General features: G+C 62.0%; 8 protein-coding genes. 4 read left to right on the top strand and 4 right to left on the bottom strand.

Features of this window, described 5'->3' with window-relative positions; translation table 11 throughout:
• Positions 1-110: 110 nt before the first annotated feature.
• Entirely contained in the window at positions 111-1,229 is a 1,119-nt protein-coding gene (locus tag O9Z63_RS15330) for an NAD(P)/FAD-dependent oxidoreductase (RefSeq protein WP_270126167.1), read from the bottom strand.
• A 176-nt stretch (positions 1,230-1,405) separates the two neighbouring features.
• On the opposite strand from O9Z63_RS15330, the gene O9Z63_RS15325 reads away from it, so the two are divergent.
• Positions 1,406-1,765 carry a T9SS type A sorting domain-containing protein gene (locus O9Z63_RS15325; protein ID WP_270126166.1) on the top strand — a complete coding sequence of 120 codons (360 nt, stop codon included), beginning with the start codon at positions 1,406-1,408 and terminating at the stop codon, positions 1,763-1,765.
• Between the two features lie 414 nt (positions 1,766-2,179).
• On the opposite strand, the gene O9Z63_RS15320 is transcribed toward O9Z63_RS15325, so the two are convergent.
• From O9Z63_RS15320 to O9Z63_RS15310, 3 genes are all read right to left on the bottom strand, one after another.
• Complete coding sequence (locus O9Z63_RS15320) at positions 2,180-3,235, bottom strand: flavin-containing monooxygenase (RefSeq protein ID WP_270126165.1); 1,056 nt, start codon at positions 3,233-3,235, stop codon at positions 2,180-2,182.
• A gap of 87 nt (positions 3,236-3,322) precedes the next feature.
• On the bottom strand, positions 3,323-6,892 hold the full coding sequence (locus O9Z63_RS15315) for a PAS domain S-box protein (protein ID WP_270126164.1): 3,570 nt from the start codon (positions 6,890-6,892) through the stop codon (positions 3,323-3,325).
• Between the two features lie 62 nt (positions 6,893-6,954).
• Positions 6,955-8,319: a sigma-54-dependent transcriptional regulator gene (locus tag O9Z63_RS15310; RefSeq protein ID WP_270126163.1), complete on the bottom strand. Its 1,365-nt coding sequence runs from the start codon at positions 8,317-8,319 to the stop codon at positions 6,955-6,957.
• A 768-nt stretch (positions 8,320-9,087) separates the two neighbouring features.
• On the opposite strand from O9Z63_RS15310, the gene O9Z63_RS15305 reads away from it, so the two are divergent.
• From O9Z63_RS15305 to O9Z63_RS15295, 3 genes are all read left to right on the top strand, one after another.
• Positions 9,088-10,803 (top strand): T9SS type A sorting domain-containing protein, encoded by a 1,716-nt coding sequence (locus tag O9Z63_RS15305; RefSeq protein WP_270126162.1) that lies wholly within the window; start codon positions 9,088-9,090, stop codon positions 10,801-10,803.
• A 324-nt stretch (positions 10,804-11,127) separates the two neighbouring features.
• Positions 11,128-12,015, top strand: a complete 888-nt coding sequence (locus O9Z63_RS15300; protein ID WP_270126161.1) for a DNA/RNA non-specific endonuclease — start codon at positions 11,128-11,130, stop codon at positions 12,013-12,015.
• 360 nt (positions 12,016-12,375) lie between these two features.
• Complete coding sequence (locus O9Z63_RS15295) at positions 12,376-14,115, top strand: lysophospholipid acyltransferase family protein (protein WP_270126160.1); 1,740 nt, start codon at positions 12,376-12,378, stop codon at positions 14,113-14,115.
• The last annotated feature ends 25 nt before the right edge of the window (positions 14,116-14,140 follow it).

Raw genomic sequence — 14,140 nt, 5'->3', positions numbered from 1 at the left:
GCAGTATACGAAATTAGGTAGCGTGTGGAAGAGGCAGGGAGCGGAAAGCGGAAATACTACACGGCGCTGCGGCGCCGGCGGAGCCGTATACGGGCCGGGGGCCGGAAAGCCTAGAATGGCTGCCCGTGGGTGCGGCGCATGAGGGCCCGCACGGCGGCCGGCAGGTAGCGCAGTCCGCCCACCACGGCCTCGCTGAGCACCGGCTGCCCAAACAGGCCCTGCACCAGCCGCCCCACCCGCAGCCGCTGCCCGAAGTGGCGCTGCCAGTCGTGGCGGTAGCGGGTTTCCAGCGTGGCGCGGGTGGTGCGGCCCCGCAGGAAGTCGTGGAGGTGGGTGGCGGCCAGCTGCGCGCCGTGCAGGGCCATGGCCATGCCGTTGCCGCAGAGGGGCGTAATCAGGCCCGCCGCGTCGCCGCACAGCAGCATGTGCTCTTCCACGCACGACTTGGGCGCAAAGGATATTTCGTTGATGACCTCGGGCTGCGGATACAGGTACTCGGCCTCCGTGAGGATGCGCCGCAGGTGCGGGTTACGGGCTAGTACGTTGGCTTCGAGCTGCGCAATGGTGCCCTGTGCCTTCAGATTTTGGCGCGTGGTGAGGTAGCAGAAGCACAGCCGGTTGTCTTCCACCGCCGAAATGCCGGCGTAGCCGTCGGCGAAGTTGTGCAGCGCAATCAGGTCGGTGGGGTAGCCGGGCAGGCGCAGGTGGTGCTTGACGCCGATGTAGGGCGAGCGTTGCTGAAAAAACGGCCGCTGCAACTGCCTGTCAAAGGCGCTGCGCTTGCCGAAAGCGCCCAGCACTGTGCGCGCCGCCAACTGCCGCCCATCGGCCAGCGTGACGGTGTGGCTGTCGGTGGCCGCCTCGAAGGCCACGGCCGTGACGGTGGCTTTCTGCAGCACCGTGACGCCGCGGGCTTCCGCCAGCCGGCACAGGTGCAGGTCGAGGGTGTAGCGGCTCACGCCAAACCCGCCCAGGTCCAGCGGCACCGACAGCGTACGGCCGGCCGGCGAGCTAAGCGAGAAGCGGGTAAGCTGCGCCGGCTGCAGCACCGCCGGGTCGGCCTCAAGGCGCCGCAGATACGGCAGCACCTCGTTGGAAATGTACTCGCCGCACACCCGATGAAACGGATACTGCTGCCGCTCCACCACGGTCACGGCGTAGCCGCGCATACGCAAGTCCAGGGCTGCCACCAGCCCGCCCAATCCACCACCGATAATGAGAACGTCCAACTTGATTTGTGCGGTAAGAGGCTGAAAAAGAAGCTAAAAAAGGGCGGTTGGTCGAAGAGGAGTTATATTTTATCGATCTATTCGGGAATAGCTTAATATCTTTGCAAACCTAATTAAGCGCTGATCGTTTCACCAAGTATTCCGCTCGCGCCCATCCCCCTGCTTTACAGTTCACTATGATGCCACTCCTACGCTATTTTCTGCTGTTCCTGCTACTGGCCGGCAGCACGCTGCAGAGCCAGGCCGCCAAAGGCCCCGCTGCCCGCCCCGCGCGGCCAGCCGAGGAGCGCACCCTGCTGATCTACCCGAACCCCAGCACCGGCATCGTCCACATTGCCATCAATGGCTTCGAGGGCCGTAAGCTGGAGCTGCGGGTGCTCAACGTCATCGGCTCGGTTATCTACCGCGAAACCATCACCGAGCTCAACGACCGGTTCACCAAAACACTGGACCTGAGCAAGTTTGCCAACGGCCTCTACTACGTGAAGCTCGAAGGCGACAACGCCAGCGAGATGCGCAAGCTCGTTATCCGCTGAAGTGCAGCGGGCGTCGCGCCCCTGACCTCGCCCTAAACGCCATAAAGAAGCCCCGTCTGCAACCAGACGGGGCTTCTTTTTTTATGCGAAAACCGGCCGGCTAGCGGCGGTTTCTGGCGCGAACCGGAATTGGCTTCAGCGACATTTTAGGCTGAGTGGAGGTGTTACGGACAACCAGGGCCGTGGCAAGCGCTACGCCCAGAAAAATCAGAAGTGACATGCTACAGTGCGTTAGAAACAGCGAAAAAACCCCGAGGTCTTTGCATATCGGCAAGCCGGATGACGGCGTCGGGAACTGCTTATACAACTACGAAAGCCCCACAGTAGTTGCAGTATAATTCGGGCCTTCCTGAAAACAGATATACCGGCCGGGCAGGCACCGCAAAAGACAGGCACTATCGGGCCAGCCGCCGCTTAGGAAACGGCCAGCAGGCGCTCCACCACGTGGTGCGCATCGGGCCCGGCGCCGCCCATCAGGGCCGAGCTGCGGCTGTTCAGCCAGGGTAGCCCCAGAAAGGCCACGCCCGGGGCTTCTGTGAGGCCGTAGCGGTGGCGCGGCGTGCCGTCGGCCTCAAAAACGGGCAGCCTGATCCAGTCGAAGCCGGGGCCGAAGCCGGTGGCCCACACTACGGCCGCCAGCGGCGGTGTGGTGGCGCGACGGCCCTGCAGCGCGCCTTCGGGCGTGGCGCCGGTGGCCCGGCCCATAAACTGCGCGTTCGGAAATAGGCGCAGGCGCTGCAGGTCGCCGAGCACTATGGGTTCGGGGCGGTGCATCATGGCCCGGCCCGCAGCGTTGTAGCGCGACACGCGCAGCATGCCTGTAGCCTTCAGCAGCACCCAGGTAGCCTGGTTGTTGGGGAAGGCCGGCGTCTGGTCGTCGAAGGCGGCAAATACGGGGCGGCCGCTGCCGGCCAGGTCGGCGGCAATCTGCAGGGCGGAGTTGCCGCTGCCTACTACTGCCACGGGGCCGGTGGCGGCTATCTGCGCGGGGTTGCGGTACTGGCTGCTGTGGAGCTGCTGCACGCTGGCCGGCAACTGGGCGGCAAACGCAGGAATACGCGGGGCGGAGTAGGCGCCGGTGCTCACAATCACGCGCCGGACCTGGTAGGCTTGGCCGGTGTGGGTGCGCACCACGTAGCCGCCGGCCGGGTCGGCAGTCAGCAAAACGGCTTTCTGCCCGGTATGCACCCTGAACCCGAAGTGTGCGGCGTAGTCGCGCAGGTAGGCGGCGGCCTCATCCTTGGACGGGTAGTGCAGCGCGTGCCCCGGCCAGGGCCGGCCGGGCAGCCCGCTGGCCCACTGCGGCGAAAACAGCCGCAATGCGTCGAAGCGCGTCGCCCAGATGTCGCCCACGGCCGGGCGCTCTTCCAGCAGCGCAAAGTCTACACCGTGCTGCTGCAGGTAGTAGGCCGCCGCCAGGCCCGCCTGGCCGGCCCCAATAATGAGCGTATCGAGCGAAACAGGAGTCATGCGGCAGCCAACAGGAGTAAAGACAGAAAGCGGGCGAAGATACAGGCTGGCGGCGTGGCCATTGGTGGGCAGCGCCGGGGCAGGCGCCTACAGTCCGGGGAAATCCAGGCGCAGGCCGTCCATCACCTGCTCCGTTACTTTACACACAAGGTCTACCAGCTGTTTGGCTTCCTGCAGATCAAGTGGCTCTTTGCGGCCAGCCTCCAGGCGCCGGATAGGCCCGTGCAGGCTCCGGATCTGCAGGCCGTCGAGGGAGCTTTTGAGCTGATGAGCGGCCGCGCCCAGCAGCTCGAAATCGGCCGCGGCCAAGTGCTGCTCCAGCTCCCGCACGGCCGGCGGCGTAGTCTGGATGAACAGTTGGGCCAGCCGCCGCACAAACTCCTCGTTGCCGTGGGCCAGCCGCCGGATACCACTCAGGCTATAAAGCGCGGCGGTCGGCTCTGACTCCGGCGCGTCGGGCGTGGCTACCAGCACCGCCGGCCGCTGGCCCAGCGCCCCGGCAATGGCCTGAAACAGCTGCTCTTCCTGAAACGGCTTGGACAGGTAGCCCGAGAAGCCCGCCTGCCGAAACCGTTCGGCCTCGCCGCGCAGGGCGTGCGCCGTCAGGGCCAGTACGGGGGTGGCGGCGCGCTCCGGATCGGGGTGCTGGCGGAGCTGGCGGGTGGCTTCCACGCCGTCCATGCCCGGCATCTGAATGTCCATCAGCACCACATCGTAGCGGTGCTGGTTGAAGAGCGTGAGGGCATCGGGGCCGGTGCCGGCGGTGTCCAACGTCCAGCCCCAGCCGCCCAGCAAGGCTTCCACCAGAAACTGGTTGATGGCGTTGTCTTCGGCCAGCAGCACCCGGCGGGCACCCAGGCGCCGGTAGTTGGGGGCGGGGGCAGGCCGGCTGACGGCCGCGTCGGCGACCTGGGCTGCATAGCGGAAGCTCAGCGTGAAGGAGAACGTGCTGCCCTCGTGCAGGCGGCTTTCGGCCGTGAGCGTGCCGCCCATCAGCTCCACCAAACCCCGCGAAATGCTCAAACCTAGGCCGGAGCCGCCGTATTCGCGGGCCGTACTGGACGAGGCCTGCATGAAGGGCTCGAACATTTGCTGCAGCTGGTGAGCCGCAATGCCCGTGCCCGTATCCACCACCCTAAACTGCAGCGTGGCCTGCTCGGCCGAGAGGCTAAGCGGCTGGCACGACACCAGCACCCGGCCGTGGGCCGTGAACTTCACCGCGTTGGAAATCAGGTTGAGCAGCACCTGGCGCAAACGGTGCGGGTCGCCGAGCACGGTGGTAGGCACTGCGGCCGGCGGCAGATCCAGCTCCAGTGCAATGCCTTTTTCCTGCGCCCGGGGCAGCAGCAACTCGCGGCTGGCCGTCAGCACGTCGCGCACGTCGAACGCAATGTTTTCGGGCCGGATCTTGCCCGCGCCCAGCTCCGCCATAGCCAGCACGTCGTTGATGACGACCAGCAGATGGTCGGCCGAGTAGCGGATGTGGCGCAGAAACTGGTTTTGCTGGTCGTCGAGCGGGGTTTTGGCCAGCAGCCCGGCAATGCCCAGAATGCCGTTCAGCGGCGTCCGGATTTCGTGGCTCATATTGGCCAGGAAGTCCTGCTTGGCCTGGGCGTTCTGCTCGGCCGCTTCCTTGGCGGCATGCAGGTCGAGCTGGGTACGCTTGAGCTCGGTGATGTTGGTGTCAATTCCCAGAATCTGCATGCTGCCATCGGCCAGCAAAAAGGGCCGTTTAATGCTGTAAAACCAGAGGATTTCGCCATCGGGCTTGATGAAGCTTTCCTCCAGCACCATTTCCTTGCCCGTGCGCAACAGCTCTTCGTCCTGTCGGCGGTACCGCTGGCCTTCGCCCGGGGCGTTGGGCAGGGTTTCCGGCTGGGCGCCCACAATCTGTTGCGGGGTCATGCCGTACAGGTCGGCAATGGCCTTGTTGGCCAGCAGGTAGTTGCCCAGCCGGTCTTTGAGGTAGATGAGGTGGGGCGCCGTATCAATCACCTGCCGAAACAGGCGGTTTTGCTCGGCCAGGCGGCGGTTGGCTGTGCGCCGCTGCTCGTCGGCCACTTTCCAGCGCGTAATATCTTCGCCTACGCCCACCAGCTGCAGCACGCGGCCGTTTTCATCACGCTCGAAGGGCGTGTCCGTCACGCGCATCCACCGCACCGAGCCGTTGCGGTGGTTGAGGAAATACTCCAGCGTGAGCATCTGGCCGTCGGCCAGCTGAGCCACCTGCGCGTAGTGGTCTTCCAGCAGCTTCACCTGTGAGGGCGGCATGAGGTGTGGCAACACATTGCTGCCTAGCGCCTGTATTTCGGCCCCGGTGTAGCCCAATATGTGCTCAATGGAGCGGTTGCAGTAGAGGTTGCGCTTGTTCTGCAGGTCGTAGATGTAAATGAGGTTGGGTGCCGTATACGCCACCCGCTCCATCAGCAGCTGGCTCTGGCGCAGGGCCTGCTCGGTTATCTTGCGCTCTGTGATATCCTCGGCACTGCCCAGAATCTGCTGCACCCGGCCCTGCGCATCGCGCAGAAAAACCCGGCTCCGCACCCAGATCCAGCGCCAGCTGCCGTCGCGGTGCCGCACGCGGTACTCGCCGGTGCTGAGCTGCTGGTCCGTCATACCGGCCAGAAAACCCTGTTTGCTGGTCGCCGCTTCCAAGCTCTGCCGATCGAAGAGGTGCTGCAGGATCTCGAGGCCAAAAGACTTCAGATCCTCCTCTGTGTAGCCCAGGACGTGCTCCATCTGTCGGTTGAGGTATACCATCCGGCGTTGCTGCACGTCGAACAGGTACACAATGGCCGGAATGGTGTCGTTGATGCGGGCTGCGAAGCGCTGGCTGTGGCGCAGCTCCGATTCGGCCTGTCGCCGGGCCGTAATGTCGGTCAGGTAGACATTGGCCGCCTGCTCGGCCGGCAGCGGCACGATGGTCCAGTGGTAGAACCGCTCATCGAGAGGGCGCTCTATTACCCGCGAAGCACCCTCCTGCAGCGCCTCCGTTATCTGCTGCTGCAGGAAGGTGCGGTCGGACTGCCACTGCGGCTGGCTCAGGGCCTGCAGCACATGGTTGGCCGCCGAGTTGGCATAGAGCGCTTCGCCATCCAGCCCGAAGCAGATAATGGGGGAGGGGCTCTGCTCGGCCAGGCGCGAGAGCTCGCGCACGCGCGCCAGCACTTGTTGCTGCTGCGTTACGTCTTCGTAGCTCAGCAGGTATAGCTGCGTGACTCCCTGGGCCACTACCGGCAGGTATTCCTGCTGCAGAATACGGCCGTTTAGCAGTTCCATCAGCAGGGTGCTGCGCTCCTGGCCACGCATGGCGGCCACGGTGTCGGTTATCAGCACTTCGGCGTTGCGCACTTGTTGTCCAGACACTATCCAGAGCTCTTCCATAGAGGCCCCCAGGTAGTGGGTTGCCGGCTGCGGCAGCCCCAGCAGGTCGCAGTAGTTCTGGTTGAGCAGCGTGATGCGGCGGTTGCGGTCGGCTACCAGCAGGCCGGTGTGCATGGTTTGCAGCAAAGCCGCTACCTGGTTGGCGGCGGCGGCGTTCTGCTGGGCCAGCTCCTCGCGCAACTGCTGCATTTCCTGCTGCTGAGCCTGCAGGGCGTTCTGCGTGAACCGCAGCCGCCGTTGCAGCTGGCGAAGAGAGAGGGAACCTGATGTCATGGCTTACAGCTCAAAGGGAAGCGTCGCGGAAGGCAGGAGCGACTGTTCCGCCGGGCAGGTAACTACCGCAGCCGCACCTCGTTGTTCTGAGCCATACGATAAATGGTGGACTTGCCGATTTGCAGCTTGGCCGCTACCTGCAGAATATTTCCCTGGTGGGCATCGAGGTAGCGCTGCACAATGGTGGCCACCTGCGTCCGCAACGACTCATTGGCCGGCATCAGCCCGCCGCCACCGCTGTTCTGGGCCCGCAGCGACAGGTCCTGCGGCTGAATGACGTCGTGCTCGGCCAGCACGGCAGCCAGCTCCACCACGGCCTTCAGTTCGCGCACGTTGCCCGGGAACGGGTAGCGTAGCAGCAGGTTGCGCGCCTCCTCCGACAGCCGGCAAGCCGCCATGTTGTTTTGCTGGCAAAACTCATTGAGGAAGGAGTCGGCCAGCAGCAGCACGTCCTGGCCCCGCTCGCGCAGCGGCGGCAGCACTATCGGCAGGCCCAGCAGGCGGTAGTAGAGGTCTTCGCGGAAGTTGCCCTGCTGCACTTCGGCGGCCAAGTCGCGGTGGGTGGCCACCATCAGGCGGGCATCAAACGGAATGGGGGCGCCGCCGCCCACCCGGGATACCTCGCGCTCCTGCAGCACCCGCAGCAGCTTGGCCTGCAGCTCCAGCGGCATCTCGGCAATTTCGTCCAGAAACAGCGTGCCGCGGTTGGCCTCCTCGAAGCGCCCGATGCGGCGGCTGACGGCCCCGGTGAAGGCGCCTTTCTCGTGGCCGAACAGCTCGCTTTCCAGCAACTCCCGCGGAATGGCAGCCAGATTCACCGCCACAAAGCCATGCTCGCGCCGGGGCGACAGGTAGTGAATAGCCTTGGCCACCAACTCCTTGCCCGTGCCGGTTTCGCCACTCACCGAAACCGTGATGTTGGTGCGGGCGGCTTTTTCAATCAGCGTGTTGAGCTGGCGCATCTGGGGGCTGCTTCCCAGAATGGCACGGGTCGGGTCGTATTTGATGCCGATCTGCTCGCGCAGCCGCTCGTTTTCGCGGCGCAGCTGAATCTGTTTGCGCACGTTGCCCGCCGAGTTCCAGAGTCGGTCGGCAGTTTCCTCGTCTTTCACGAGGTAGTCGTAGGCGCCCTGGCGCAGCAGGCCAATGGCCGTGCGGACATCTTCCTGCCCCGAAATGATAATGACGGCCACCTCTGGTAGCCGCTCCTTTATCTGGCGCAGCACTTCGTCGCCTTTGCCGTCGGGTAGGTTGTAGTCGAGCGTAATCAGGTCCGGCTTCTCGCTCAGATGGTCGAGGCAAGCCTGAGCCGTTACGAAACGCTGGATCTGGTAATCGGGGTTCTGGCCCAGTTTGTATTCGAGCAGCTCGCCATACCAGGCGTTGTCTTCGACGATGAAAATATGGATGGGGGAGGTAGCAGACATGGATAGCAGCAAGGCGTAACCGACTGTAGCGAAGCCAACCAGACCACAGGCCCCGCAAACAGACCCTGAGAACCAGGGTGATTTGGATAGCTGTGCAGGCTGGTTGTTTGGTTTTCGATAGCGAGGGCGGAGATGAAAAGGAGCAGAAAGGTGCGAGTATAACAGGGAAAAACGGGCTTTACCATTTATTCCCTAATTGGGAATACTAATCTATAATTGGGATAATATATAATATTTCTAATAATTGTAACTATTTGATTATCAATGGTAAGTGATTAGTGGCACAGCATGGCAGCGGTCTTGTATTGCACAATGTCGAGCAGAGTATGTCGCCTTGTTCTGACCTGATCAACTACCATGACACGCCTTATCTACTTTCGAACCATTGCGTTAGCCTTCGTCTGGCTAATGACGCTTGCCAATGCCTGGGCTGCCGGCCCTGCTTATTACGGTAGCTCTGTGCAGGATACCGACGCATCTTTGGGCACTCAAGTGCAAAACCCAAACAGTGCTGTAGGCAAGGATCCTACAACATATGCCACGCTCAATTTGCCATTGCTAGCTATAAGAGCATCGGCCTCAATCCAACTCAACATGAGTGCTATCGTGCCCAGAAATTACCGTGCTGGGTTCGTTGTGAGTGCAGATGGTGCACTCTCTTTGACTGATGCTCTCACAATAACCACTTATATGAACGGTACTGTGCAAGAAACGGTATCAGGTGCGAGGCTGGTTGGCACTCTACTTAGTAGTTCATCCCCTCAACGGGTGGAGTTCATCACGGAAAAGCAATTCAACCGTATTCGAATTGAAGCGCGCACATTGATTGGTGTTGGCTACGACCTGCGCGTTTACTACGCCTATGGTGTAGATGCCAACATTGTGGAAACGGCCCGTGGTGTGGTTTCACGCTTTACTTCTCCCGCACTCGGCACCAACTACAGCACGCAAGTAGTAGACAATGGCGTGACGGTATGCGTGAACTCCGATGTGGCCAACCCGGAACTGGCCGTTGATACCAACCTGGATAACTTTGCCACATTCAACGCGGTGGCAAGCGTGAGTTGCCCCAATACGTTGCGCGTGAAATTGGAAGCAGCTGTGCCCCGCGGGTTCTATGCTGGCTTTGTGGTAGGCCGGGAGGGACTGGCCGATATTCAGGCGCTAGGCAGCCTGCAGATCAGGACATTCCTGGGCGGAGAACCACGCGAAACCGTTTCGGGACTAGGCTTGCTCCAGGTCACCGCTTTGCCGAACAACAAGTACCAAGTGAGTTTTCCCACGAATCGGGCCTTCGATGAGGTGCAGCTTACCCGCAGCAGCTTGCTGGGTGTGCTCGACAACCTGAAAGTGTACTATGGCTTCGGTATAGAGCCTTCTGCTTTCCTCGACCAAGACCCTATTCGCTCGGACTTTGCCAGCGGAGCAGGGCAGTTTCAGGGTCGTCGCAACGGAGTATTGCAAGTAGCTAGCGATACTACCTCCATTGTAAATGGGGAGCGGGCCGCTGATGCGGATCTTACCAACTTCGCAGTGATTCGCTCAGGGCTGGTAGGCGGACTGTCACGTACTGCCTTACAGGTAAATCTCAATGGAGCCGGGCAGGCGGGCAACGCCGCGGGCGCCGTCATCCGGCAGGGTACAGGGTTGCTCAACACGCAGTTGCTTAACGCCCTTACGCTGCGCACCTATAACGCCGCTGGCCAACTGCTCGAAACGGCCAGCGGAAGTAACCTGCTCAACCAATCTCTGCTCACAAACGGCCAGGTGGAAGTGTACTTCAATACCACTCAGGATTTTGCCAAAGTGGAAGTGGAGGTGGCTTCAACGGCAGCTGTATTGGCACGTACGCTGGTCTATCAGGTGTTTGCCGAGGATAAGCTGTCGGGTTTCCCGCTCACTATCACAGCACCCGGCCCGCTGCCGGTAGAGCTGGTGGCCTTCACGGTGCAGGCTGTGGGCCCGGCCGTGCAGCTGGATTGGCGTACGGCTTCGGAGCGCAACAATCAGTACTTTGAAATAGAGCGGGCCGAGAAGCCATCCGCCGGTTTTGTGGCGGTGGGCCGCGTGGCTGGCAGCGGCACCAGCAACGGCCGCAGCTACACCTTCCGCGACGAAACGGCCGCGGCCACCCAGGCTACCACCCTCTACTATCGTCTGCGCCAGGTTGACGTTGATGGCACCCCAGAATATTCGCCGGTAGTGGCCGTATCCTGGAAAAACACGAAGCAAACGGCAGTGGCGCTGTATCCGAATCCGGCCACGCAGTCCAGCACCGTGCGCGTGAGTTTGGCTGGCAGCAATGAACCCGCAGCCACTACACTGCAGGTCTATGATATGCGCGGCGTATTGCTGCGCCAGTTGCCCGCCGACAAGCTGACCTTATCGGGCCAGGACCTGCCAGCCGGTATCTACCATGTGGTAGTGGCCGGGTCCCAGGGCCAGATCATCGGCAGCCAGCGTCTCGTCGTGACGGGCAACTGATAAACAGCTACTTAAGTTGAGTAACAATTGGTGTGTAGAATACAGCAGAAAAAGCCGTCGGCCTTGCCGACGGCTTTTCTGTTTGCCTGCAGCCACTCAAACGACAATGTAGGGGTCTGATAGTGGAATAAGTAAATGTTGAGGACGATAAGGTGTTTTGAATTTTTTTCAATAAAGAAGGAGCTTAGTGAATAAAATGATAATATTGGCTTAATACTGGCCCGCAGATAAAGCATAATCTTTGTCACATCGTCTGGATTATGCCTGTATGCCGGCCGGTGATTTCTGCTCCTTTTCTTTCTTTTCTCCCACACACCTCTTTGCATGAAGCGTACTGGTATTCGTTTACTCACCTGGGGCACCCTGCTGACACTGGCTGCCGCTTGTTCGAAAGAAGAGTTGGTGGCGCCACAGGCGCCATCGGTTGTGCAGGCCTCGGCCGATGCCACGGCTACGCGTGACAGCCACCTGGCGCTGGGCAACCCCAGTGGCGCGGTGACGGATGCGGCCCAATACTGGAATTACCTGCTGGTGAAGCCCCAGTATGTCATGTCCTACCACCGCGACCGGGCAGTACCTAACTGGGTAAGCTGGCACCTAAGCAGCGCCTGGCTAGGCACCACGCCCCGCCAGGATAATTTTGCGGCCGACAACAGCCTGCCCAGCACGTGGTTTAAGGCTACTACCAGCAGCTACACCGGCTCGGGCTTCGACCGGGGCCACAACTGCCCCAGCGCCGACCGCACCGGCTCCGTAGCCGATAATTCGGCCACGTTCCTGATGACGAACATGATGCCCCAGGCAGCCAACAACAACCAGCGCACCTGGGCCGGCCTCGAAAACTACTGCCGTACGCTGGTGGATGCTGGCAACGAGCTCTACATCATCTGCGGGAGCTACGGCACCGGCGGCACCGGTGTAAATGGCTACGCTACCACCATTGCCGGCGGCAAAATCACGGTGCCCAACCGTTGCTGGAAAGTAGTTGTGGTGATGCCCAACGGTACCTCCGACGCCAGCCGCGTAACCACCGCCACCCGCGTAATTGCCATCAACACCCCCAACGACCAGTCCGTGGCCACCACCTGGGGCAGCTACCGCACCTCGGTGGATGCCATTGAGCAGGCTACCGGCTACAACCTGCTATCGGCGGTGAGCAGCACGGTGCAGGCCACCATCGAGGCCCGCGTCGACAACGGCCCGACCAACTAACGGCCCGGCTTCGTCCGGACTCCGGTTTTGGATGTTTCGTACCCCGGCTAACACGTGTTAGCCGGGGTATTTGCTTTCAGGGCAAATTTTGAACCTCAGGGAGTTAGCTGGCATATTAACATTTCATTATTCTGTGCTTTACCTCAACATCAGCCGCCTCCCTGTCGTACATTTGTAGTGAGTGAAGTAAGTGGAAAATGTGAAGGAGATGGAGAGCCGCGCTGCAACGCGGCTCTCTGCATTTACGGCCACCCCGGGCAACCTTAATGGTTTGATAATAGGGGCATAACGAGCGGCTAATCTGTGTTTCGGAAGTTTGGGTACTATGCCCGGACAGTGCCGGGGTTAGCTGCTTATCGCATGGAATTACAGCCTCCTTCCTTTCCATTCCCGTCGCCATTGCGCCGTTCGCGCGAGTTTTTGCGCCCTGTGTGGGAGCAGATGGTGCAGCTGCGCAAGCTGCAGGAGCTGTATGCGCAAAGCAGCCACCTCAACGGGCTGGATTTCGTGGATCAGCTGTTGCGGCAGCTGCACATCACGGTGCGCTACGATGTTGCCGAACTGCACCGGCTACCGACTACGGCTTTCGTGGCCATTGCTAACCACCCGTGCGGGCTGCTCGATGGGCTGGTAGTGCTGCACGTGCTGGGCAAGGTGCGGCCGCAGCTGCGGGCAGTAGCCAGCGAGCTGCTGGCTCCGCTGCTGCCCCGCCTGGCCGAGCAGCTGGTGCTGGTAAGCCCCGAGCGGCAGGCCGCTGGCCGCAACATTCCTGGCGTGCGCCAGATGTTGCGCCACCTGCACAATGATGTGCCTCTGTTGCTGTTTCCGGCCGGCGAGGTTGCGCACCGCTCGCAGTTGTTCGGGCCGCCCCACGACCCCGCCTGGCACCCCACGGCCGGGCGGCTGCTGGCCATGGTGCGGGTGCCCGTGGTGCCACTGTGGCTGAGTGGGCAGAACAGCGCCACCTTCAGCATGCTGGGGCTGCTCCATCCGCTGCTGCGCACGGCCCGGCTACCGGCGGAGCTGCTCAACAAGCGCGGCCAGACCATTCAGGTGCGCATTGGCCGGCCGGTAGTGCCGGCCGAGCTGGGCCGGCTGCCGGTTGCCGAGCAGCTTTCCTATCTGCGGGCCCGGGTGTATGCTTTGGGCTCAACCCCCGAGCGGCGCTTTGCGGCGCTGCTGCCGCCCCTGCCTGTACCGGCCGTGATAACCGAAACCTCGGCCGAGTTGCTGGAGGCCGACATAGCCGCGTTGCGCCCCGGCCGTTGCCTGGTGCGCCACGGCCGCTGGGAAGTGTACATGGCCAAGAAGGCAGAGCTACCGCATGTGCTGCGCGAAATTGGGCGCCTGCGCGAGCTGACTTTTCGCAGCGAGGGCGAAGGCACCCAGCAACCCACCGACCTGGACCAGTACGACGACTACTACCGGCACCTGTTTCTGTACGACCGCGAAAAACGACAGCTGGTAGGGGCGTATCGGCTGGGCATGGGCCGGGCCATCCTGCGGCAGCACGGCCGCCGGGGCTTCTATTTGCACTCGCTGTTTCAGCTGAAAAAGGCGTTTGTGCCGGTGCTGCGGCAGTCGCTGGAGCTGGGCCGCTCGTTTGTGCGCGCCGAGTATCAGCGCCAGCCCCTGCCGTTGGCCCTGCTCTGGAAAGGCATTGCCGAATACCTGGCCACGCATCCGGAATACCAGTACCTGCTGGGCCCGGTCAGTATCAGCAACCGGTTCTCCATGGCTTCCAAGGCAGTGATGGTGGAGTACCTGCAGCGGCACTTTTTCGATGCCGGGCTGGCCCGGCACGTGCGGGCCCGCAAGCAGTTCCGCTACCGGCCGCTCGATGCTACAACCGATCCGGCGCTGCTCCAGGCCGGCCTCGACGATTTACAGCACCTGCAGGAACTGGTAAGCGGCCTGGAGCCGGGCGGCAGTGGCGTGCCGGTGCTGCTGCGGCAGTACCTGAAGCAGAATGCCCGACTGCTCGGCTTTAACATCGACCCCCGCTTCAGCAACACTCTCGACGGGTTATTGCTGCTGGATGCGCGGGAATTGCCGGCCCGCACCCATCGGTTGCTAAGCCGCTACAACGCCTCTATATAGAAGTTTGGCGAGATAGAAGGGTGTA

The sequence above is a fragment of the Hymenobacter yonginensis genome (assembly GCF_027625995.1).
GTDB lineage: Bacteria > Bacteroidota > Bacteroidia > Cytophagales > Hymenobacteraceae > Hymenobacter > Hymenobacter yonginensis.
The sequence above is the reverse complement of the archived record's forward strand: the minus strand, read 5'-3'. Positions and strand labels throughout refer to the sequence as shown.

Bases quoted from the DNA above. Each gene is read 5' to 3' on its own strand.
- O9Z63_RS15325 (WP_270126166.1), top strand. From the start codon at position 1,406: ATGATGCCACTCCTACGCTATTTTCTGCTGTTCCTGCTACTGGCCGGC.
- O9Z63_RS15320 (WP_270126165.1), bottom strand. From the start codon at position 3,235: ATGACTCCTGTTTCGCTCGATACGCTCATTATTGGGGCCGGCCAGGCG.
- O9Z63_RS15315 (WP_270126164.1), bottom strand. From the start codon at position 6,892: ATGACATCAGGTTCCCTCTCTCTTCGCCAGCTGCAACGGCGGCTGCGG.
- O9Z63_RS15310 (WP_270126163.1), bottom strand. From the start codon at position 8,319: ATGTCTGCTACCTCCCCCATCCATATTTTCATCGTCGAAGACAACGCC.
- O9Z63_RS15300 (WP_270126161.1), top strand. From the start codon at position 11,128: ATGAAGCGTACTGGTATTCGTTTACTCACCTGGGGCACCCTGCTGACA.
- O9Z63_RS15295 (WP_270126160.1), top strand. From the start codon at position 12,376: ATGGAATTACAGCCTCCTTCCTTTCCATTCCCGTCGCCATTGCGCCGT.